The 23,459-nt window shown below is 39.7% G+C and carries 15 protein-coding genes; 13 read left to right on the top strand and 2 right to left on the bottom strand.

The window, feature by feature from the left end; translation table 11 throughout:
- Positions 1-2: 2 nt before the first annotated feature.
- From AN391_RS01620 to AN391_RS01570, 11 genes are all read left to right on the top strand, one after another.
- Positions 3-1,031, top strand: a complete 1,029-nt coding sequence (locus tag AN391_RS01620; protein ID WP_055013767.1) for a zinc-binding dehydrogenase — start codon at positions 3-5, stop codon at positions 1,029-1,031.
- 260 nt (positions 1,032-1,291) lie between these two features.
- Entirely contained in the window at positions 1,292-3,547 is a 2,256-nt protein-coding gene (locus tag AN391_RS01615; RefSeq protein WP_055013766.1) for an acyl-CoA dehydrogenase, read from the top strand.
- 542 nt (positions 3,548-4,089) lie between these two features.
- Positions 4,090-4,425 (top strand): hypothetical protein, encoded by a 336-nt coding sequence (locus tag AN391_RS01610; RefSeq protein ID WP_055013765.1) that lies wholly within the window; start codon positions 4,090-4,092, stop codon positions 4,423-4,425.
- A gap of 773 nt (positions 4,426-5,198) precedes the next feature.
- Positions 5,199-6,500, top strand: a complete 1,302-nt coding sequence (locus AN391_RS01605; protein ID WP_055013764.1) for a S41 family peptidase — start codon at positions 5,199-5,201, stop codon at positions 6,498-6,500.
- A 164-nt stretch (positions 6,501-6,664) separates the two neighbouring features.
- On the top strand, positions 6,665-7,639 hold the full coding sequence (locus AN391_RS01600) for a transposase (RefSeq protein WP_055013763.1): 975 nt from the start codon (positions 6,665-6,667) through the stop codon (positions 7,637-7,639).
- Between the two features lie 271 nt (positions 7,640-7,910).
- Positions 7,911-8,870 (top strand): DUF1679 domain-containing protein, encoded by a 960-nt coding sequence (locus tag AN391_RS01595; protein WP_055013762.1) that lies wholly within the window; start codon positions 7,911-7,913, stop codon positions 8,868-8,870.
- A gap of 143 nt (positions 8,871-9,013) precedes the next feature.
- Positions 9,014-9,643 (top strand): uracil phosphoribosyltransferase, encoded by a 630-nt coding sequence (upp, locus tag AN391_RS01590; RefSeq protein ID WP_055013761.1) that lies wholly within the window; start codon positions 9,014-9,016, stop codon positions 9,641-9,643.
- Between the two features lie 9 nt (positions 9,644-9,652).
- Positions 9,653-10,891, top strand: a complete 1,239-nt coding sequence (locus tag AN391_RS01585) for a uracil-xanthine permease family protein (protein WP_055013760.1) — start codon at positions 9,653-9,655, stop codon at positions 10,889-10,891.
- Positions 10,892-11,027: 136 nt separating this feature from the next.
- Positions 11,028-12,773, top strand: coding sequence for an HAD-IIB family hydrolase (locus AN391_RS01580; RefSeq protein WP_055013759.1), 1,746 nt, complete (start codon positions 11,028-11,030; stop codon positions 12,771-12,773).
- Positions 12,766-13,989 (top strand): hypothetical protein, encoded by a 1,224-nt coding sequence (locus AN391_RS01575; RefSeq protein ID WP_055013758.1) that lies wholly within the window; start codon positions 12,766-12,768, stop codon positions 13,987-13,989. Before AN391_RS01580 ends, AN391_RS01575 begins: the two co-directional genes overlap by 8 nt.
- 24 nt (positions 13,990-14,013) lie before the next feature.
- Positions 14,014-15,792: a sugar phosphorylase gene (locus tag AN391_RS01570; RefSeq protein WP_055013757.1), complete on the top strand. Its 1,779-nt coding sequence runs from the start codon at positions 14,014-14,016 to the stop codon at positions 15,790-15,792.
- 104 nt (positions 15,793-15,896) lie between these two features.
- Here AN391_RS01570 and AN391_RS01565 read toward each other — a convergent pair whose 3' ends face one another.
- Positions 15,897-18,737 (bottom strand): TonB-dependent receptor domain-containing protein, encoded by a 2,841-nt coding sequence (locus tag AN391_RS01565; protein ID WP_055013756.1) that lies wholly within the window; start codon positions 18,735-18,737, stop codon positions 15,897-15,899.
- 558 nt (positions 18,738-19,295) lie between these two features.
- Positions 19,296-22,148, bottom strand: coding sequence for a TonB-dependent receptor domain-containing protein (locus AN391_RS01560; RefSeq protein WP_055013755.1), 2,853 nt, complete (start codon positions 22,146-22,148; stop codon positions 19,296-19,298).
- A gap of 511 nt (positions 22,149-22,659) precedes the next feature.
- Between AN391_RS01560 and AN391_RS01555 the strand changes: the two genes are divergently transcribed.
- Complete coding sequence (locus AN391_RS01555) at positions 22,660-23,049, top strand: cytochrome b562 (RefSeq protein WP_055013754.1); 390 nt, start codon at positions 22,660-22,662, stop codon at positions 23,047-23,049.
- Positions 23,050-23,058: 9 nt separating this feature from the next.
- The gene (locus AN391_RS01550; RefSeq protein ID WP_055013753.1) at positions 23,059-23,445 is read left to right on the top strand and encodes an OsmC family protein; all 387 of its coding nucleotides are present in this window, start codon (positions 23,059-23,061) and stop codon (positions 23,443-23,445) included.
- The last annotated feature ends 14 nt before the right edge of the window (positions 23,446-23,459 follow it).

Raw genomic sequence — 23,459 nt, 5'->3', positions numbered from 1 at the left:
GAATGAGCAATACTGAACTGTCAGATAGATACGATATTCCGCAAACAATGCGGGCAATTGTACTTCCTCAACCCGATGAGCAAATTTGCTTACACGATGTTGAAGTGGATGTACCTGATTGCGTCAACAACGAATTGTTGGTAAAGGTGGAATACGTGGGCCTTAACCCTGCGGATGCGCATTTTGCTAAAACAGGCTTTTGTAACTGGCAATACCCACACATACTAGGCCTTGATGCTGTAGGTGTGGTGGTTAAAGCTAACAAAGGCGTGTTCCCCAATGTGGGTGAGCGAGTAATGTGGCATGCCAATATTGGCGAGCAAGGGGTATTGAGTGAGTACACTAAAGTACCTAATTTTGCTGTATCGGTTGTGCCCAATGAGCTCAGTCCTGCGCAAGCGGCAACATTACCTTGCGCGGGTATGGCAGCACTTATCAGCTTAGATAAAATTGCAATTGCCGAAGGTGATACAGTATTAATTGAAGGTGGCTCTGGCGCGGTAGGTCAGTTTGCCATTCAATATGCCAAGCAACGTGGCGCTGATGTATTTGCTACTGCATCTAAACGTAATCACAAATTGGTTAAGAAGCTAGGAGCCGATACTGTTTTTGACTACAACGATAAAAAGTTGTGCGACAAAATTCGCCGTGAGCTTGGTCCACAAGGTTTTGATGCTGTAATTGATACAATGGGCGGTGCATCAACGCTGCGAAATATAGAATTAATGCGCTTTTGCGGTCGTATTGCGTGTTTAAACCCATTGCCTCATTTTGATCAAAATTTAATGTACCGCCGAGCACCTAATATTAGCGTGGTTTCAATTGGTGGTGCATGGCTTGCAAACAGTTTATGTGCGCAACAGCGTTTAAGTTTTATGGGCAATTTGTTACTTGAAGGCGCGCTTTCGGGCGATATTAAAACACCAGCAATAACTGCGGTTGATTTTACTGCAGAGTCTGTAAGTGCTGCTTTAAACAATCAAATAGCGGGTGGCTTTACAGGCAAACACATAGTGCAAATAAGCAGTTAACTCTCTCTAGTTTAATTTAAAAACGCAGCCCAAGTGGCTGCGTTTTTTTATGGCTAAATAAAATTTGGTGTTTTTAGGCATAACTGCGGCTAAAAAATGTATTTCAGCGCACAAGTGTAAGCCTTTTAGTTTCAACAGTTTACGTCACCGTAAAGAAAATAAATTGAAAAAACTGTTAATTAATTGAATAGAGTAATTGATCTAAACCGATTTTTATGACGTAATGTAGGTATTATTTATCTGGTCGGATGAGTTCAATCATGAGTTTACGTACAAAATTAAAAAAAGTATTACCAAGTATTTCAATCACTGAACAAGAAGCGCTAGACGCGGGTGATGTGTGGTTAGAGGGCTCTATCTATCAAGGTAAGCCAGATTTTAGTGCACTACGCGACGTGCCGGCTGCTACCCTAACTGCAGACGAGCAAGCATTTTTAGATGGCCCAGTACAAGAGCTACTAGGCATGATTGATGATTCAGTTATTCAAAACGGTATTCACTTACCAGATGACATATTAGAATTTTTGAAAAAAGAGCGTTTTTTCTCGCTTATCATTCCTAAATCATTTGGTGGTTTAGAGTTTAGCCCTTATGCAAACTCAACTATTGTGGCAACCATTGCAACAAAAAGCTCTGCAGTAGCAGTGACCGTTATGGTTCCTAACTCTTTAGGCCCGGGTGAATTATTACTGCACTTTGGTACGCAAGAGCAACAAGCACATTACTTACCGCGCTTAGCGAACGGCAGAGACATTCCCTGTTTTGCGCTAACTAGCCCAGAGGCGGGCTCTGATGCAGGCGGTATTCCAGATATTGGTACTGTAACCAAAGGCATGTACAACGGCGAAGAAGTACTTGGCCTTGAAATTACATGGGACAAGCGTTACATCACACTGGCACCAATTGCTACAGTACTTGGTTTAGCGTTTAAAGTAGTTGACCCAGAGGGCCTACTTGGCGGCAAAGAAAATCTAGGTATTACCTGTGCGCTTATTCCAAAAGATCACCCAGGTGTAGAGCTTGGCAACCGCCATGACCCAATGGGTATTCGTTTTTATAATGGTACTACACGCGGCAACAAAGTATTTGTGCCAATGGACTTTATTATTGGCGGCCAGAAAAACATCGGTCGCGGTTGGCAAATGCTGGTGAGCTGTTTAGGTGCTGGCCGTGGTATTTCACTACCTGCACTTGGTGTAAGTACATCACAAGTGGCATTTAAATCTGCATCTGAATACGCAGCAGTACGTGAGCAGTTTGGTTTAGCCATTGGTCAATTTGAAGGTATTCAAGAAAAGTTAGCCGACATTGCAGGTAAAACATACCTTCAAGAAGCAATGCGTGTGCTTACAACTGAAGGCCTAGGCATGGGCTTAAAACCATCAGTTGTTACAGCAATAGCTAAATACCACATGACAGAGCTTGGTCGCGACGTGCTAGATTCTGCAATGGATATTCAAGCAGGTAAAGCAATCCAAAATGGCCCGCAAAATACCCTTGCAAGCGGTTATGTTGCACAGCCTATTGCAATTACAGTAGAAGGCGCGAACATTCTTACTCGTAACCTGATGATTTTTGGTCAAGGTGTTATGCGTTGTCACCCATATTTACAATCTATGGTTGAATCAATCCATAGTGAAGATAAAGGCGCTGATGCAGAATTTAACGGCATTTTACGTAAAACAATTGGTTACAGCACTGCAAACAGCTTACGTGCGTTCCGTTTAGGCGTTTTACCATTTACTGCAAGCGCAAACTCAGCGCTACCAGAAGTACGTGAATACGAAAAAGCCATACATAAACTATCTGCAAAATTGGCAGTGTATGCAGACTTCTCGTTACTTGTACTTGGTGGTAAATTAAAACAAGCCGAAATGCTTTCAGCACGTTTAGGCGATGTAATGAGCTTTTTATATGCGGCAATGGCATCAATCAAGTATTACGAGCAAAAAGTAGCGAGCAGCGAGCGTGAGCAAGCAGCACCTTACTTCCATTACGCAACTCGTTTTGCACTGCAAAGCGCTGAAGAAGCACTGCATAAGTTTTTAGATAACTTCCCTGCAAGTGGTACTCGTAAGTTTATTCGTTTTGTAACAATGAACTACTCAACCAAAATGCCAAAAATTAGCGATGACTTAATTCGCGAATTAGCTAAACAAGCGCAGCTTGATACTGCATTTAAAGCGCAAATTACGCATTTAGTTAAACCAGTTGAAGGCGATGGTCATTACATTAATGAGCAAGCTTACAAAGCTAAAATGGCATCACTTGGTGAGCTGGCTAAAGTTAAAAAAGCACTGCGCGCTAAAACAATTAAGCCAGGTACACGTTTTGCTATTACGCTTGACAATGCACTAGCGGCAAACGTAATTACCGCGGCTGAGCACGCGCAATTAGTTGATTACAACAAAAAGCGTGAAAAAGCGATTCGTGTAGATGAGTTCGACTTTGATATGAACTTACTAGATGACAACGCACAGCCAGTTAACCCACTTAAAAGTGTAGTTAATCAATAAAGTTACATTCAATGATGCTAAGCGCCCGCAGTATCGGCGCTTTTATTCATGGTTAAAAAATTAGTGTGGAGCCTCGTTTGTTTAAAACCAAGCGGGGCTTTTTTATGTGTTTTTTAAAGTAGAGATAGATAGCGGTATTGGTTTGTAAGCGAGTATGTATGTGCAGAGGTTTAAAAGAGGCACTTACAATCTTGAAAAAGGGCTAATAACCCCGTCGGCACCTTTTATAGGAAGTGGATTGATACCCGCAGTATTGAAATGGATATAGGCAGTAATCAAAGCATATGATTTTAAATCTTTATTAACAGTATTTTTATACAACTTTTGTGTTTTCCTACTGAGTCATGAAATGAGGAAGTTTTCCTTTTTTTACACATTATTTAATTAACAGTCGGGCATAAAATTTAAAGCTGGCAAAGTGTTACAGGTTTTGTTACTAATATTATAAAGTAACTATGGGGACGCCCATTGCTCATGAAAAGAGGAAAGTGTCCTTTGATAAAATTGTTAGAAGCCAAAAGGCATTTTACTAACGAGGAAATATGAAAAAACTATTCTCTCTAGTGTTTTTACTACTACTTGCTGGGTGTAGCAAACCGTTACCGGATGACAAATTAGTCTATGCCGGCGAGTGGAAAAGTAAAGAGATGTACCTGCTTATTTTGGAAGATGGAACAGTTTCATACCAGCGCTTGCAAAGAGGTGGAAAGACCTCTATCAGTGGACCTCTACAAGAATTTATTGGCGATGACTTCATTGTAGGGCTTAGTTTTTTTACCACCACGTTTAATGTCTCTCAGCCACCAACACTATCAAATGGGGAATGGACAATAATTGTCGATGGGGTAAAGCTTAAAAAAACAGAAGAGGATATATGAGCGAATGGCTTCTAACAAAACGCTTAAGTCGCATCCCGCTGCGCGGGCTGCTGGGACAAAAAACAAAGTGCGGCTTCGCTATTCTCGCACTGTGTTTTTGCCCCTTAGCTTAGTGTTAGGTGCTTGTGGATATTCAGCGTTTGGTTGGTTGTGAGTCAAAAGGTGTGGCCATTGCAGGGACAAAGAAATAGATTCTGCATGGAAGGAGGACTCTGCGCCTAATATTTCCACTCAATATGTGTATTTATACTTGAGTTGTGGAACCCTTTATCAAGTTTCACCCTGTGAAATTTCTTTGTCCCCTAATTCTTACCCGTCGCTCAGTTTATCTGTTTGCAAGTTAGAACGCCAAAACTGTTACCTTACTTTCGCTAACGGTAAGAAAACTCAACCGGTAGAGTTACTTGGGTTAACTTCAAACGAGGTTGTCAGTCGTCTTTCAATATCAGATTCTATGGGTGAAGGTTACGCAACTGAATACTGCCTAGATTTAGAAAGCTCTAAGAGTATAATCATTCGTCATATAATGCCGCCAATGATGCTCGTTTTAGAAAGTAGATTTTGAGAAACGCACTTAACAAGTGCATTAAGGCTCGTAAACTCGCTCGGACAATTAATAATGGGTTATTGTCGCTGCGCTCAATATTTTAGCCCATTATAAATTGCCGCTTAGGTAAGCGTTAGCAATTTAATTTAACATGTAGAAAATCTTTTAACCCCTTTTGGTGTGTTTGGACGTTATTAAAAAACAATAATAAAATTTCAGGAAGAATATGAATAATAAAATACTAAAACCTCTCGCTATTGGCTCATTAGTTTTATGTAATTCAGTTGCGGCGGCAGATTGTCGTGATGTGTCACAAATTATTGCTAAGCAACTTGAAGATAACTACGTAATTCAAGATACGGCAACAAAGCTATCTAAGTTAATGCGCTCCAAGCTATTTCTCTCTGATTGCAGCCGCCTAGAATCAGCTGAAGATATAGCTGATTTTATGACTTTAGAATTAAAAAAAATTGCTAATGATAAACACCTCTCTGTCGTTTATGACCCCAAATGGGTAAATGAGCTGAAAACATACCGTTCATCAGCACAAACTAAAGCGTTTTCGGATAGTCGAGCCATGGAGACTCCGTCAGATAACTATGGTTTTAAAAAAGTTGAAATGCTTGATGGAAATATTGGCTACCTTGACATAAGAGTCTTCTCTGATAGTCATTTAGGTGGTGAAACGCTTGAAAATGCGATGAAATTTTTACAGCATTCGGATGGCATCATTATTGATTTGAGAAAAAATTTTGGTGGTAGCCCATTTATGGTGACTTCTTTAGCAAGTTACTTCTTTGACTTAGATACCGTCCTCTTATCAACCTTTGAACAACGTGCAAACGGTGTGTTAACGCAAACGCAAGATTGGACGTCACCATATGTGCCTGGCCCTAGGTTCAAAGATACTCCCCTGTATATTCTGACCAGCAGTAATTCTGCATCGGCAGCAGAAAGTTTCAGTTATGCTATGAAAAATTTAACTAGAGCAACCATTGTTGGAGAGGTAACTGCTGGCGCTGCTCATGGTAGAAGTGCAGAAATAGTAAATAACGATTATATACTTACTTTACCATCTACACGACCTGTTGACCCACGAACTAAAGATAATTGGGAAAGAAAAGGTGTAAAACCACATATAGAAACGAGCAGCGATAATGCACTTAACGTGGCTTATGCTGAGGTGCTAAATACCCTAATCAATAGTAAGAGTAGTAACTTACACTTGCACGAATGGGTCTATCCTTTGGTTAAAGCAAAATCTAACCAATACCAGCCAAACCAGAGTGATATTAATAAAATTATAGGCACATACGGTGAGCGCAAAATTGTTCTAAAAAATGATAAACTTTATTATCAATATTTGGATGAACCAGGCTATGAAATCGAGCTTCTTGATAAAGAGACCATTATTTTTAAGGCCTTCTCTGAAGCTAGGTTGCATGCAATATACAAAGATAATAAGGTTATTGCAGTGAAAATGCTATCTTTTGGCGAAGAGCCAAGAGAATTTCAAAGAACGATGTGAAAATTGCTAGTAAGTTGTTCAAAAGGACAATAAACAGTTGGTTTTTGCTCTTTAATTGCTAAATTAGCTAACGAAGAAATAAACAAGACACTCATCTTAAATTTTGCACTTAACGCAATTAGAGGCTAGCTTTTATTTAGTGCAAAAAACAAGCAGGGTGTCTTATGGCAATCGCAAGAAAGCGTCAAGTAAGTTTGGTTGATACAAAATACTATCACTGTATTTCACGGTGTGTTCGTCGTGCATTTTTATGTGGTGAAGACCATTTCACTGGTCAATCTTACGAGCATCGACGAGGCTGGGTTGAAGATAAGCTGGGTGAATTAGCCAAGATATTTTGTATTGATGTGTGTGCTTATGCCGTTATGAGTAACCACACGCACTTAGTGTTGTATGTTGATGATAAAAAAGCAAATAGGCTGAATGATAAAGCGATTGTTATTCGCTGGCATAAGCTCTGTAAAGGCACTGTACTTACGCAAAAATACATACAAGGCGAGAAGCTAAGTAAAGTTGAACTCATCTTTTTCAATCAAACGGTAAAACAATACCGAGAACGTTTAGCAAGTATTAGCTGGTTTATGCGCCTATTAAATGAAAATATAGCGCGTAGAGCAAATAAAGAAGATAACTGCACAGGGCGTTTCTGGGAAGGTAGATTCAAATCTCAAGCACTTCTTGATGAAGCAGCACTTGCAGCGTGTATGGCCTATGTAGATTTAAACCCCATTAGAGCCAAGATGGCTAACACGCCAGAAAAGTCAGACCATACCAGCGCTCAAGTACGCTTAATATGCGCAAAAGAAGGCAAGCAGCCAAAACAACTACTTCGCTTTGCTGGCATGCCACGTCAAGTAATGCCTAAAGGGCTGCCGTTTGAGCTCAAATCGTACCTTGAACTCGTTGAGCTAACAGGGCGAGTAATGCGAGAGGGTAAGCACGGGCATATAGATAATATGACCCTTCCTTTGCTAGAAAGGCTTAAAATATCATCAGAAAACTGGTTAAAACTCACCACACAATTTACGCGCGTATTTCATGGTGCAGTGGGCAGGCCAGCCTCACAAGAAGGGTATTGCGAAAACTTAAACCGAAAGCGGCGAGCGAATATCAGTAACTGCGCAAAGTTATTCGCTTAGAGCCTAATCACTTTTTGAGCACTCCAACTACATAATGTAGAAATTTTTGGGGCTGGCATTTGAGCCTTATTTAGTAATATCTCTATTTTAAAACTCAAATTATTTTTGGACAGTTAAAAACATAAATTCATTAGTGAACTTTAACTTTTTGTAATTTAGAAATTAAGGTGGGTGTCACGCTAAAAAAGAAAGGAGGCTCATAGATGCAATCGTTTTATTAAAAACGCCCACTAATGTTAAACTACAAAAAATTTAATTACTTAATATTACCATGGCATTTTATCTTCCTCTTTTACAGCCTCATTTTAAACACATTGAAATCGGCGATACGCTAACATCGCTTTGGAGCGGGTGTGGCAGTATTGTTGAGTGCACGCTTGATGCCGAGCCATGTGTTATCAAAGCGATTAAAATACCAAGCCACATAAACCATCCTAAAATTAAGCAAAGCGAATTTGCATTAAAAAGAAAGCAGCAATCTTATTGCGTTGAATACAACTTTTATAAGCGTTACAGCCCGTTTTTACCTAATAAAGCAAAAAGTATTGAATGTGTAAGTGCAATTAATAGCGGCGATGATTATGCGCTGGTATTTAAAAACTTTACCAAACATGGTTTTGCTCAAGCAACCTCTCTTCACATAAAGGCAATACTCACTTGGTTAGCACACTTTCATGCGTTTAATTTAAATAAGCCTGCAACAGGTTTATGGCAACAAGGGAATTATTGGCATTTAAGCACACGCCCTGATGAGTATAAAAAGCTTGATGAAACGTTAGATGAAAAGTCCGATATTAAAAATGCGGCATTTAAAATAGATAAAACGCTGCAAGCATCTCACTTTAAAACCCTTATACATGGCGATGCTAAACTTGCCAATTTTGCTGCAAGTGAGCAAAGCGAAATACTCGCTTATGACTTTCAATATGTAGGCGCAGGCGTTGGTGTTACAGATGTAATGTACTTTATGACGAGTTGCTTTAACGAAGAGCAGTTACATAAGTATGCTGATACGCATTTAGCTTATTATTTTTCGCAGTTTAAAAATGCACTTAAAGTTTATCAGCCAACCATAATAGCTGACGATGTAATAGCTCAATGGCAAGAGTTATGGTCAATAACATGGGCTGATTTCTATCGCTTTTTAGCAGGGTGGAGCCCAACGCATTTTAAAATAAATAGTTATATGATGGCGCAAGTAAACACAACGTTAGCAAATAACAACTTATAAACACGGTGGGTTGATGACTTGCATAAATATCAAGCAAATCAATACATTTTGGCACGATCTATGAAAACTTATTTAAAATTGCAGGTCAAATGACCTTTTTTAATATAAAATACCGCTAATTCTTGTATCAGTAGGTTTTTATCATGTCAATTCACGTAATTTCACACCCTCTAGTTCAACACAAATTAGGCTTAATGCGCGCTCACGGTATAAGTACTAAAAGCTTTCGTGAATTATGCTCTGAGGTAGGTACGTTATTAACTTACGAAGCAACGAAAAACCTACCGCTAGAAGATAACGAAATTACTGGCTGGGACGGCAATAAATTAAAAGTAGAGCACATTAAGGGTAAAAAAATTACGGTAGTGCCCATTTTACGCGCTGGTCTTGGCATGATGGATGGCGTTATGCAGTTATTACCAGCGGCTAAAGTAAGTGTTGTGGGCCTTGAGCGTAACGAAGAAACACTTGAGCCAGTGCCTTACTTTGAAAAGTTAGTAGGCAATATTGATGAACGTTTAAGCTTAGTTATAGACCCTATGCTTGCCACTGGCGGCTCTATGATTGCAACAATTGATATGCTTAAAAAAGCAGGCTGTAAAGACATTAAAGTCATTGTACTTGTAGCTGCGCCAGAAGGCGTAGAAAAAACTTTAGAAGCTCATCCAGATATTGAAATATTTACCGCCTCAGTGGATAGTCACTTAAACGATAAAGGTTATATTATCCCAGGTCTTGGTGATGCAGGCGACAAAATATTTGGTACGGTTTAGGAGTATTCAGTGCAAAATAACGCCACTTTTTCTGTAAAAACTATTTTAACTGGCGCTCAAATGCTGTTTGTAGCATTTGGTGCGTTAGTGTTAGTACCTTTATTAACGGGGCTTGACCCCAGTGTCGCTTTGTTTACGGCGGGTGTAGGGACTTTACTATTTCAGGTAGTGACGAAAGGCAAAGTGCCTATATTTTTAGCATCATCGTTTGCGTTTATTGCGCCTATTATTGCCTCAGTACAAATGTGGGGCGTACCAGCCACCATGGGGGGCTTAATGGCTGCAGGTGGCGCTTATATGTTGTTGGCATTGTTGGTTAAATTTAAAGGGGTGGCAACACTTCATAAAATTTTGCCACCAGTGGTGGTTGGCCCCGTTATTATGGTGATTGGTTTAGCACTTGCGCCGGTTGCGGTAAATATGGCAATGGGTAAAAGTGGCGATGGCAGTATTGAACTCATCGCTTACGATAAAGCCATTATTATTTCGCTGTTTTCTCTTGTTGTAACACTTATTTTTGCTGTGTGGGGCAAAGGTGTATATAAGCTTATACCTATATTAGCAGGTGTTATATCGGGCTATGCTTTGTCGCTTGTAATGGGTGTGGTGGAATTTAGCAGCGTAAATGAAGCGAGCTGGTTGGCTGTACCAAACTTCACATGGCCAGAATTTAAATGGCAAGCCATATTATTTATGGTACCTGTAGCTATTGCCCCTGCTATTGAGCACATTGGCGATATGATGGCTATTAGCCAAGTAACCAATAAAGATTTTTTAAAAAAACCAGGCTTACATCGCACTTTATTTGGTGATGGTTTAGCCACTGCAGCAGCGTCAATGTTTGGCGGGCCGCCTAATACAACCTACTCAGAAGTGACAGGCGCAGTTATGCTGACCAAAAACTTTAATCCTAAAGTGATGATGTGGACTGCCATTATTGCGATTGTGCTGGCATTTGTAGCAAAAATGGGCGCAGGTTTACAAACTATTCCTGTACCTGTAATGGGCGGCATCATGATTTTGTTGTTTGGCTCAATTGCGGTAGTGGGCTTAAATACATTGGTTAAATCGGGTGATGATTTAACTGCACCCCGTAATTTAAGTATTGTGGCACTTATATTAGTATGCGGGATTGGCGGGATGCACATTGGTGGTAGCCAATTTAGCTTAGAAGGGGTTAGCTTGTGCGCCATTTTAGGTATTGTACTTAATCTAGTATTGCCAAAAGCCGAGCCAGAAACTGATTAATTTTGCACTGTATGTAAAATTTACGCACCAAAATAGCGCATATTAATTGCGCTATTATTGTAAGTTATTAAAAATATTATAAAAATAATAGTGGTCTAGTACCTGCATTTGTTACTTCATACTATAAGGAGTGACTATGTCAGAGGCCAGTATTGTGGATATAACCCCATTTTTAGCAAAGCACCAATTGCCTTTAAAGTATCAGTACCTTAGCGAGCAATTTTTTATCCCGCTTGCACACGATATTCTAGAATCCAAAAAAAATAATACCCCTATATTTGTCGCAATAAATGGCTGCCAAGGCTCAGGAAAAACCACCCTTGCGGATTTTTTAGTTACTTGGTTTAGTAACAATACCCCCTTTACCAGTGTCGCGCTTTCTATTGACGATTTTTACTTATCCAAATCTCACCGCCAAGGTCTCGCTAGAGACGTACACCCATTATTTGCCACCCGAGGTGTGCCTGGCACCCACGATGTAGGATTAATGAATACCACCATAAGCCGGTTACTTGCAAAAGAGGTTGGCGTACCTTTGCCTAAATTTGATAAGCATTGTGATGACTGCAGTCCCGAGCAAACATGGCAATGTAATGATAAGCCCATCGATATTATTATTTTAGAAGGTTGGTGTGTTGGCAGTGAGCCACAACCGTTATTTTCTTTAAGTGAGCCTATAAACGAGCTTGAAACACAGCACGATAAAGAAGGTGTGTGGCGACGCTGTGTAAACAGTTGCCTAGCAAATGAATACAAAAGTGTGTTTAGTAAAATAGATTACACAGTGATGCTCAAAGCGCCGAGCTTTGAAGATGTATTTAAGTGGCGCCAAGAACAAGAGCAAAAGCTTATTGCCGCTAAAGGCGAGGGCGATGGCACCATGAGTGATGATCAACTGCTGCACTTTATTTCACACTTTGAGCGTATCACTCGCGAAAATTTAAACACCTTAAGCGCTAAAGCAAACGCCCTTATCGAGCTTGATAGTAATCGCGATATTAGTGCTATGCATTTGACCAGCGATGATACTCTGCAACCTATTATATTTACCGATTTAGATGGCACACTGCTCGATCATGGCGATTACAACACTAAAAATATCAGTGGCTTGCTGCAAGATTTGCAAGCCGCCCACATTCCTGTGGTGTTTAATACTAGTAAAACTTTTTGCGAAGTGGTTGAACTTAAAAACGAGCTTAATATTCAACAGCCTTTTATTGTTGAAAATGGCGCGGCGGCTTATTTACCCGTAGATTATTTTGAGCTTAAACCCATTGGCTGCAAGCAAGTAGGGGCGTATTGGTGTTATGCATTTGCAACACCGCTGTCTGACTTATTAAGCGATTTAAACTCGTTAAGTAGTGAATACAAAGCAAACTATAAATTATTTAGTGACTTATCGAGCGAGCAAATATCATCCCTCACAGGGCTTAATGAAGCGCAGGCAAGGCGCGCTCAAACACGCGAGTTTTCAGACCCACTTTATTGGCATGGAAGCGATGAATTACTAAATTCGTTTGTAAACGATGTTAAAGCACTTGGCTACGAAATAAAAATAGGCGGGCGCTTTATACATATTGCTAAAAACACCGATAAAAGCGCTGCACAGCAGTGGTTAGTTAAACAAATTTCACAACATTTTAGAAAGCCTCTCACGGTAATTGCACTCGGTGATAGTGACAACGATAAGCAGATGCTAGAGCAAGCTGATATCGCGATTATTATCCATAACCCAAGCAGTAAAAAGCCGGTTAAGTTATCTCACAACAAGGCGCGTTATTCACAATCTCCCGCTCCACAGGGTTGGATTGAAGAAATAACCACATTGCCTTGTATTAGCAGCATTTTAAATACTATTGAGGAGCAGAAATCACATGGCTGATTTTTATCAAAATGGCATTATTACAACTTTACATAACATTGCCGATAGACCGGTAGAAGCGCTAGAAGAAGAGCTAATTGGTTTTAGCAAGCAACGGCCTATGGGGTTAATACTCCCTTCGTTATTTAGCGAGCTTGAAGGCCCAGCGTTACAGAATATTGTAAAAGAACTTAGAGATGTACCCTATTTATCACAAATTACCATAGGTTTAGACAGGGCAGATGAGTCACAGTATCGCCATGCTTTGGGCTTTTTTAAAGAGCTGAATCAAAATCACAAAGTCTTATGGAATGATGGCCCACGCTTACAAGCGCTCGATAAAGAATTACAGGCGCTAGGCGTTGCACCGCGTGAGCTTGGAAAAGGTAGAAACGTGTGGTATTGCATGGGTTATAAATTAGCTACCTCAGAGGTGGAGTCGATAGCACTGCACGATTGCGATATTTTAACTTACGATAGAGGGCTGTTAGCACGTTTAATATACCCTGTTGCACATCCTCGTTTTAATTACGAATTTTGTAAAGGCTTTTACCCGCGTACTGCAAACGGCAAAATTAATGGCCGTGTGTCGCGCTTATTGGTAACGCCGTTATTACGCTCATTCAAAACTATTTTAGGCAATACCGACTACCTTGAGTACATGGATACCTTTAGATACCCATTAGCGGGGGAGTTTTCGTTTAGACGTGATGTGCTAAACGATATTCGTATCCCGAGTGATTGGGGCCTAGAAATTGGCGTGTTAAGTGAAATGTATCGCAATTATTCGCATAATCGCTTATGCCAAGTGGATATTGCAGATAACTACGACCATAAGCATCAGGAGCTTTCTCTTAATGATCAAAATGCTGGATTATCAAAAATGTCGATAGACATAACAAAGGCGTTGTTTAGAAAGTTAGCTACTCAAGGGGTTACATTTACCAGTGAAACTATTCGGTCTTTAAAAGCAACGTATTATCGTATTGGTTTAGACTTTATAGAAACCTACCACAACGATGCAATAATGAACGGGTTAAACCTAGATGTGCACCAAGAAGAAAAAGCCGTAGAAATGTTCGCCAAAAATGTTATGGAAGCAGGCCAGCACTTTTTAGATAACCCGATGGAAGCGCCATTTGTGCCAAGTTGGAACCGAGTTGTATCGGCCATGCCTGATGTGTTTGAGCGCTTAAAAGAAGCGGTAGATCTGGATAATAAAGAATTTAGTGAATAAATAAAACAATAATAAGGGGCGCGTGTGAATACAGTAAGTGAATTATTTTTACAGCGGGTAGAGCAACATCTGCACATCATTTATAAAGATGTTGAGCTGCCATTGAGTATTACAGAGCTGGCTGAGCAGCTTATTACTATAATTTTAGGCGACAGCCCGCTGCGCGACCCTACGCCCCATACTAACCGGTGGGATGAGCAAGATATCGTTTTAATAGCCTATGGCGATTCTATTATTAAGCATGATGAGGCAGAACAAGCCGTTGCAAAACCACTTGAAGCCCCCCTAAAAACCTTGCACCGATTTATAAAAGAGCAGTGCGATATGCAGCTCAACGCTTTGCATATATTGCCGTTTTACCCGTATAGCTCTGATGAGGGGTTTGCGGTAATGAACTACGTACAAGTCAATGAGTCGTTAGGGGATTGGCAAGACATAAGAAATATTGCCAAAGATGTAAAACTAATGGCAGATTTAGTAATTAACCACTGCTCTAGCCGAAGTGTATGGTTTGAAAACTTTTTAAACGATGTAGACCCAGGTAAAGATTACTTTAAAACAGCAAGTTTAACCGATGATTTAAGTAACGTAGTTCGCCCACGTACGTCACCGCTATTAAATACGGTAACTACACCAAGCGGCGAAAAACATGTATGGTGTACATTTAGTCATGACCAAGTTGATTTTGATTTTGGTAACCCTGAAGTTTTAAAAGAGTTTATACGCATTATTCGCCACTATTTAGATAATGGCGTACGTTTGTTTAGGCTAGATGCGGTTGCGTTTTTATGGAAACAGCTCAATACAAACTGTATTAATTTACCCCAGACCCACGAAGCCGTTAGGCTCATACGCACGCTTATAGAGCATACTGAGCCAAGTGTTGTCATAATTACCGAAACAAACATACCAAACCAAGAAAACCTTTCATATTTTGGTAATGCTAACGAAGCCCATAGCATTTATAATTTTGCCTTACCGCCTTTATTACTGCATACCTTACTCAGTGGCGATAGCACAGCCATTAAGCATTGGATGATGAGTATGCCGCCTGCACAAAATGGCACCACCTATTTTAATTTTATTGCCTCGCACGATGGCATAGGGCTTAGACCAATAGAAGGCTTGTTACAGCCTAGCGAAGTGGCATCATTGGTGAGTACGTCAATGCAATTTGGTGGGCGTGTATCAATGCGCACCAGCAACGATGGTACACACACACCGTATGAACTAAACATTGCACTTTTTGATGCATTACAAGGTACGCACAATGGGCAAGATAAGTTTGGCCTTGAGCGGTTTATGTGTGCACACGCCATTATGTTTGCCCTTGAAGGGATACCTGGGCTTTATATTCATAGTTTGCTTGGCACTACAAACGATTACGAACGCTTTGAAAATTCCCAGCATAACCGTGCAATTAACCGACACCGTTGGCAAGAGTCAAAGTTATTATCGGCTTTAGGTGATAAATATAGCCATCATCATAAAGTGTTTAATGGTATTAAGCACTTATTAGGTATTCGTAAAAAACAAAGTGCATTTCATCCAAATGCCACGCAATTTACGCTGCATCTAGCGGGGGGGTTATTTGGTTTTTGGCGGCAAAGTATAGATAGGCGCCAAAGTATATTTTGCGTTTATAACATAAGTGATAAACCACAAGTACTTACCCTTGCAGATTTAAATTTAATTAACACCCAGCAATGGTTTGATTTAGTGGCTGATGAAACAATAAGCGAAGATCAACTCACCATAGAGCTTGAGCCGTATCAAAGTGTATGGTTAAGTAATATTAAATAAAGAGTAGCAACGCCCATTTGCAAAAAGCACACTTAATTAAGCCCATTGGTATAAAAAGGCTCGCAGTGCGAGCCTTTAACATATTTAATAAACGTTGTTTCTAATTACAAGCTGTAGCTTAAGTTAATGTAGCCAAAGCGGCCAATGTTATCGTAACTTGCAGAGCCAGCACCTGTACCACGAGTGCCGTACGGAAGCTTACGATTGAATAGGTTATCAACACCTACTTTTACGCCTAAACCATTATCGAAGCTGTAACCCACTGTCATATCGGTAATAAAGTATTTACCGTAAGACATTTGGTTACTTGGGTTAGGGTTGCTGGCGAGCTCAACATTTGTGTATAAATCAACTTCGCTGATAAAGCGAGTTTCAACGGTTGAGTAAAAGTTATCCATGGCATAGCTAACTGATAGGTTAGTTTGCCATTTAGCTTCGCCAGTTGTACCCGCGTACTCAATGTAAGAACTAGGATCATCTTGGAACGGGTAGTCTTTACGCTCAATAAGGTAAGTACCGACTAAACGGGTTTTAAAGCTCCCTTCAAGGGCATCAAAGTCATAGCCTAATTCAAAATCAACACCAGACGCCTTTTGACCAGCTACGTTAAGTACTGAGTTTTGAATTAATGAAATCTCACCACTGGCGTTACGTGTAATTAAATTACAGTATTGGTTGTCTATGCCTGTCGTGCTATCTACACAGCGATCAAGAATGTCTTGCGCCTCAATTGTGTCAATGGCGTCTTTTAGATCAATTTCCCAGTAATCAATTGTCAGCACAGCGTTTTCTAAAAACATCGGTTGATAAACAATACCAACCGTTGTACTTGTAGACTCTTCACCTTTTACATCACGGTTACCACTGCTTAAACCATCTAATGATGCAGAGTCATAATCTGAGTTAAAGTCACTCGCTACACCTAACGCTGCACAGTTTGCAGAGCGAGTTGCAGCATTCGATAAGTCACCTAAATTTTCAGCGCGACACGGGTCATCTACATTGTAGAAAGTTTGGCTTGCTGCACCAAAGACTTCACTGATGTTTGGCGCACGAAGGGCTTCAGATTGCGTTACACGTACACGTAGCTCATCGTTTACAGTCCAATCAAGGCCCAGTTTCCAGCTAGTTGCTTCGCCAATTGTACTGTAATCAGCATGACGTACTGCGGTATCAAGTACTAAATCTTGAATAAGTGGTAAGTCAGTTAAAATAGGCATAGTCGCTTCAAAAAATACTTCACGCACATTAAACGAGCCTTTATCTTCGCCTAATGCGTTAAAGAACGTACCTTCTGCGTTATCTGGCTCTTTTGTTTCGCTTTCTTCTTTACGGTATTCAGCACCAAATGCAACACCTACATAACCTGCTGGTAATTCAAAAATAGCGCCATTAGCAAGTGAGCCCGAAACCACGGTTTGCTTAATAGTTGATGTGCCTACTGATACTGTATTTATGTAATCAATTGCTTGTTGAGATGGCGCGCCAAAACCCATAATGTTTACCGGTACACAACCATCAGCTTGTGCTGCAGCGCTGCGACATACTATGTTGCCATCGGTATCTTCAACGGCATCAAGGGCATTAAAGTAGTTGGCTAAAATCATGTTAGCGCCGTTTTCGCGCTCAAGATCTGTTTGACCGTAAACAAGTGAAGTATCTAATTCCCAATCTTCAAACACAGCCCCTTTTAGGCCTGTAACAAAGCGGGTTGTTTCACGGGTATTGTTTTCAACACGGCGACCAAGATCACTCATCATGCGGTTAACCATGATTGAATCAACGCCTTCCTCTTGCATACGTGCTTTGATAGCTGGGTCTAAGTACGGGTTGTCAATTTTGATACTGTTGTCGCTATCAAAAAAGAAAAACGCTGGTTGGCCGATGCTTTCGCCTTGGCTGTTCACGTATTTTGCATCAAAGTAGACGTTTAAGTCGTCGGTCACATCGTAGTTAACTTTAAAGTTTACATTGTAACGCTCAAACTCAGGTTGTATTTCTTCAAATTGACCTAAATTGAAAAAGTCACAATTTGCACATGAAAGGCCATCTACATTATTGCCAATATATAGGTCACGTGCGCTGCTATCAGGATTAAAGCTATTAGTATAGCCATCTTCAAGAGCGTAAACGCCCGCGTTGTTAATCGCGTAGTAACCTGCATTAGGTGTTAATATTTTATCAGGAAAATCAGCACTATCTTTGTTTGCTTCCGTTTGAGCTTGGTTACGTAAATTCGCAAAAGATGTGCTAGTCCAAGGGTGGTCAAGTGCGTTTAATGAATCCTGACCTGAGTACTCAATAGCAAATGCAGCATTACCGCGGGCATTATCAAAGTTAGAACCGTACGAAAAAGTGGCTTTTTCGTTGTTGTAGCTATTTAAGTCGGCAAAACCACGGGTAACACTAAAGTCCATGCCTTCAATGTTGTCTTTTAATATAAAGTTTACAACACCTGTCACCGCATCAGCACCGTACACAGCTGATGCACCACCAGTGATGATTTCTACGCGCTCAACCCATACGCTTGGGATTGTGTTTGTATCAACAGCTTGAGAGCCGGCTGAACTAGATACATGGCGCTTACCGTTTACAAGTACTAAGGTACGGTCGGTACCCATGTTGCGTAAATCAAGAATATTTAAACCAGCAGTACCAATAAAGCGGCCTGAGTTAGCCATTGAATACGTATTGCCAAGTGCTGGTAAGTTATTTAGCGCTTCACCAATGTTTACAGCGCCAGTATTAATTAATTGCTCGCCACTTATGACTGTTACAGGAGCTGGTGCAATAGCGCCTTCACGTAAAATACGCGAACCCGTTACTTCAACACGTTCAATTTTTGTCGCTTGCTCATCTTGTGCAAGCACAGAATTACTCGCTGTTGCAGCAGCAGTAATTAATGCACATTTAATGCTAGTAGAAAGTAAATTATGACGTTTCATGTGTTTCCCAAAGGAGATTTTATAATAATTTGATACATTAAATTTTAACTAAATACAGTGTGCATTTAGCCAAAGCCCTATAACTTTTGTTATAGGGCTGGCGATTATTGCATGTGGAAACTATGAATAGAAGCGTCGTAATTTATTCTTTTTCAGTAAGTTAACTCTTTATTAAATTGTTTAAAGTTGAAGTTTGTTGCGTTTGGTGAAATAGTTGCTTGTTATTATTTTGTGTTGTTTTGTTATGAGTTAGAGCGGGTTTTTGGTGTGTTTATTTATTTTTTACTTGGTTTACATCTAATCTTCTTTTGAGTTTGTTTTTTGAGTTTAATTTAACTTTGTAGATATTTTAGTGGTCTTTAGTGATTAGCTTATTAACCTAATAGTTGGTTAATGCTTGCGCTTATATGTGTTTTTTATGTAACTCATTTACCGTGCAGGTTCTTAAAAAAAGAACATAATGAAGCAGTTATTAGCCACTTAAAACTATAAATTGAGTAAATTTCATCTAAAAAATAAAAAGACCCAATTAAGGGTCTTTCTAGGGAGAGTTAAAAATTAAAAGTCGTATGATAAATTTACGTAGCCAAAACGGCCAATATTATCGTAACTTGCACTACCACTTCCTGTACCGCGTGTACCGTATGGAAGCTCTCTGTTAAATACGTTATCTACGCCTAATTTAACACCCATGCCATTATCAAAGTTATAACCTACTGTTATATCTGAAATGATATAAGTACCAAAGTTCATTAAGCTATTAGGATTAGGGTTATCTTCAAGCTCTTGCTCAGTATATAAGCTAACTTCTTCAATATAGCGAGTGCTTAAAGAGGTGTAGAAACGCTCATAGCTGTACTCTATATTAATGTTAGCTTGCCACTGTGCTTCGCCAGTTGTACCCGAATATTCAATGAACTCCTCTGGTTCATCTTGAAATGGGAACTCTTTACGCTCAATTAAGTAAGTACCAATTAAGCGGGTTGCAAAGCTACCTTCAAGGGCATCAAAGTCATAAGCCAGTTCAAAATCAATACCAGAAGCTTCTTGGCCTGATACGTTTAAAACTGAGTTTTGAATTAGCGTAATTTCACTGTTAGCATCACGTGTGATTAAATCACAATATTGATTTGAAATGCCTGAAGTACTATCAACACAGCGATCTAGAATTTCTTGAGATGCAATTGTAGAAATCGCATCTTCTAGCTCTATTTTCCAGTAATCTACCGTTAATACTGCATTTTCTATGAAATCAGGCTGGTACACTATACCTATTGTTGTACTTGTTGACTCTTCACCTTTAACGTCACGGTTACCGCTTTGTAAGCCTTCAAGTGTTTGCGAATCGTAGTCTGATTCAAAGCCAACGGGTACACCAAGTGCAGCACAGTTAGCACGGCGTGTGTCGCTATTTTGTAAATCATCTAAGTTATCGGCTAAACAAGGATCATCTACGTTATAGAAAGTTTGGCTAGGTGCGCCAAAAATTTCACCAATATTAGGCGCTCTTAGTGCTTCTGACTGTGTTAATCGCAAGCGTAATTGGTCATTAACAGTCCAATCTAAGCCAAGCTTCCAGCTTGTTGCATCACCAATAGTGCTGTAATCAGCGTAACGTACAGCTGCATCCAGTACTAAATCTTGAACAAAAGGAAGGTCAGAGACTAAAGGAATCGTGGCTTCAGCAAAAACTTCATTTACATCAAATTCGCCCTTATCCTCACCTAACGCATTGAAGAAAGTCCCCTCAGCGTTATCAGGTTCTATTGTTTCACTTTCTTCTTTACGGTATTCAACACCAAATGCCATCCCGACGTAGCCTGCAGGTACTTCAAAAAGCGCACCATTTGCTAGTGAAGCTGATACAACCGTTTGTGTAATTTCAGAAGTACCGGTTGATACTGTATTAATATAATCAATGGCTTCTTGGCTAGGTGCACCAAAACCCATAATATTAACTGGCACACAGCCGTCGGCACGTGCCGCTTCACTACGACATACAATATTGCCATTGTCATCTTCAATTGCATCAAGCGCGTAAGAATAGTTATCTAAGATCATATTAGCGCCATTTACACGCTCAAGCTCAGTTTTACCACGAACCACTGATGCATCTAAATCCCAATCTTCTAAAACGGTTCCTTTTAAACCCGCTACAAAGCGTGTGGTTTCACGGATGTTATTTTCGATGCGACGCCCTAAATCTGTCATCATTCTTAACACATTAATAGAGTCAACGCCTTCACCATCATTTGCTTCTTCCATTAATGTTCTGACGCTGTCATCTAAGTAGGGGTTATCTATACTGATTGTATTTCTCGGATCGCCAAAGAAGAACGCTGGTTGGCCAATACTTTCACCTTCACTGTTAACATATTTTGCTTCAAAATAAGCATTTAAGTCTTCTGTTACGTCATAGTTTACTTTGAAATTGATATTGTACCTTTCAAATTCAGGTTGTATTTCATCAAATTGTGCAAGGTTAAACGAGTCACAATCGGCACATAGTAAACCATCAACGTTATCACCAATATAAATATCACGATGAGAGCCATCAGGGTTAAACGTATTTACATAGCCATTACCTAAGCTAAATACACCTGCATTGTTAATTGCGTAGTAGCCTGCATTCGGTGTGTAAATTTTATCAGGAAAGTTTGGGTCATCTTTATTAGCTTCAGTTTGAGCAGGGTTACGTAAATTAGAGTAAGAACCGTCTGTCCAAGGGTGATCAAGCGCATTTAATGAATCTTGGCCAGAGTACTCAACTGCAAATGCTGCGTTACCGCGACCATTATCAAAGTTTTTACCGTATGAAAAAGTCGCTTTTTCATTGTTATAGTCACTAAGATCAGAAACGCCTTTCGTTACACTTACATTCAAACCTTCAATATTATCTTTTAAAATAAAGTTAACAACCCCGGTTACTGCATCTGCACCATATACGGCCGATGCGCCACCGGTAACTATTTCTACACGCTCAACCCAAACACTAGGTATGGTATTCGTATCTACTGATTGCGAGCCTGCTGAACTAGATACATGGCGCTTACCATTGACAAGTACTAAGGTACGGTCTGTGCCCATGTTACGTAAATCAAGAATATTTAAACCAGCAGTACCAATGAATCTACCAGAGTTTGCTAGTGAGTAGGTATTCCCCAATGCGGGTAATTTATTTAAGGCTTCACCAATATTAACGGCGCCGGTGTTTATAAGATCTTCGCCAGAGATAACGGTAACTGGGGCGGGGGCTATTGCACCTACACGGCTGATTTTTGAACCAGTTACTTCTATTCTTTCTAATTTCTTTTCATCATCTTCTGCAGCGAGTGATGAAAATGCTAAACCTGCAGTTGAGAGACAAAGTGCAGCTTTAATACTGTGAGAGACTATATTGAACGTTTTCATTGATATTCCCTAGATGATTATTTGTGATTAAACTACAGCTCTTGTGCAATGCGTATTAATTACTACGAGCTGTTTATTTATTATTTACATTGCACATTAACAATTAACATGGATGCATATAGGAACAACTAATTTCAGCTGAAATCACAATAAAATAAGCTCAAATACTATGTTAATTTAATGAAAATAATTTACTTAGCCGTTGTTTTTACAGGGTTTGTTTTGTTTTTTGAAATTGTTTTTAGTGTTGTTTTTATGGGTACGTGACTGTTAAGGCAGGGTTTTTATGTGAAATAATTTTTAAAAAATGCGGCTTACCGTCCCTATTTTGAGTTCTGTTTATAGTGGTTTTAACTTTTGTTCACCATTTAATTACAACTCTTGTTAGCCATATTTGTTAATCACATGTTTTGTAAAGCCCCTTTACAGTTATTAAGCCTTCTATGCGCCCTAAGTTACTTTATGACGTAAACTTGATACACTTACGCGGTGTTTATAAATGGGTTTTACTATGAAGTTTTTAGTTTTAATTTTTACTTTTTTATTTAGTAACGGGGCCTATTCTGAGCAAGAAATTGACCTCGAAGTTAATATGAAAAATACGGGTCTTGCTTATAAAAATGCAGTTCAAGCAGTCGATATAGAAGGCTTTAATACGGCTATCGATAAATTTATTACCTTAATTGAAAGCAGCAAAAGGGCGACCTTTCATAAAAAGCCAAAAATGTCTCTACAGGGGCTTGATAAGGTCATTGAGCAAGCAAGACTAGCGAAAAAGTTAGCAAACGAGCGGGGACTGAATTCGGCAAAGCCAGCGCTTAAAAATATTGATGATTTACGTAAGAAGTATCATGAGTTACATGAGCCTCCTGGCTTTTTTGACTTACTGTTTGGTAATTAAGGAGTAGTAATGGAAATTTCAGTGTCATTGTTAGACGGCCAAAAACAGCGTGCAAAGTTTGGCAGTCTTGAAGTAATAAGCGATCAAAGTATTAATGCGGGTGGAGGTGCCGAACACCCAGAACCGTTTGATTACTTTTTAGTAAGCATGGTGCTATGTGCTGGTTTTTATGCGCGTAAATTTTGTGAACAACGAGAAATCTCTACTGAGGGGATGACCCTTACGCAAAATAACGAGAGCATAGATGAAGAGGGTAAAAAATTATTTTCTATCGAAATTAATTTACCAGATGGCTTTCCTCAAAAATATAAAAAAGCACTTATTGCTGCGGTTAATACGTGTACGGTTAAAAAAGTGATTCAGGCCCAGCCCGAGTTTTCTGTGGTTGTTAAATAAAAAATACGGGTAAA

Source organism: Pseudoalteromonas sp. P1-13-1a (assembly GCF_001401875.1).
Taxonomy (GTDB): Bacteria; Pseudomonadota; Gammaproteobacteria; order Enterobacterales; family Alteromonadaceae; genus Pseudoalteromonas.
This window is presented reverse-complemented; position numbering and strand designations above follow the sequence as displayed.

What these genes read in the sequence shown, in the direction of transcription:
- AN391_RS01555 (WP_055013754.1), top strand. Translation starts at nt 22,660, where the DNA reads ATGAAGTTTTTAGTTTTAATTTTTACTTTTTTATTTAGTAACGGGGCC.
- AN391_RS01605 (WP_055013764.1), top strand. Translation starts at nt 5,199, where the DNA reads ATGAATAATAAAATACTAAAACCTCTCGCTATTGGCTCATTAGTTTTA.
- AN391_RS01620 (WP_055013767.1), top strand. Translation starts at nt 3, where the DNA reads ATGAGCAATACTGAACTGTCAGATAGATACGATATTCCGCAAACAATG.
- AN391_RS01550 (WP_055013753.1), top strand. Translation starts at nt 23,059, where the DNA reads ATGGAAATTTCAGTGTCATTGTTAGACGGCCAAAAACAGCGTGCAAAG.
- AN391_RS01580 (WP_055013759.1), top strand. Translation starts at nt 11,028, where the DNA reads ATGTCAGAGGCCAGTATTGTGGATATAACCCCATTTTTAGCAAAGCAC.
- AN391_RS01595 (WP_055013762.1), top strand. Translation starts at nt 7,911, where the DNA reads ATGGCATTTTATCTTCCTCTTTTACAGCCTCATTTTAAACACATTGAA.
- AN391_RS01615 (WP_055013766.1), top strand. Translation starts at nt 1,292, where the DNA reads ATGAGTTTACGTACAAAATTAAAAAAAGTATTACCAAGTATTTCAATC.
- upp (WP_055013761.1), top strand. Translation starts at nt 9,014, where the DNA reads ATGTCAATTCACGTAATTTCACACCCTCTAGTTCAACACAAATTAGGC.
- AN391_RS01610 (WP_055013765.1), top strand. Translation starts at nt 4,090, where the DNA reads ATGAAAAAACTATTCTCTCTAGTGTTTTTACTACTACTTGCTGGGTGT.
- AN391_RS01600 (WP_055013763.1), top strand. Translation starts at nt 6,665, where the DNA reads ATGGCAATCGCAAGAAAGCGTCAAGTAAGTTTGGTTGATACAAAATAC.
- AN391_RS01575 (WP_055013758.1), top strand. Translation starts at nt 12,766, where the DNA reads ATGGCTGATTTTTATCAAAATGGCATTATTACAACTTTACATAACATT.
- AN391_RS01565 (WP_055013756.1), bottom strand. Translation starts at nt 18,737, where the DNA reads ATGAAACGTCATAATTTACTTTCTACTAGCATTAAATGTGCATTAATT.
- AN391_RS01560 (WP_055013755.1), bottom strand. Translation starts at nt 22,148, where the DNA reads ATGAAAACGTTCAATATAGTCTCTCACAGTATTAAAGCTGCACTTTGT.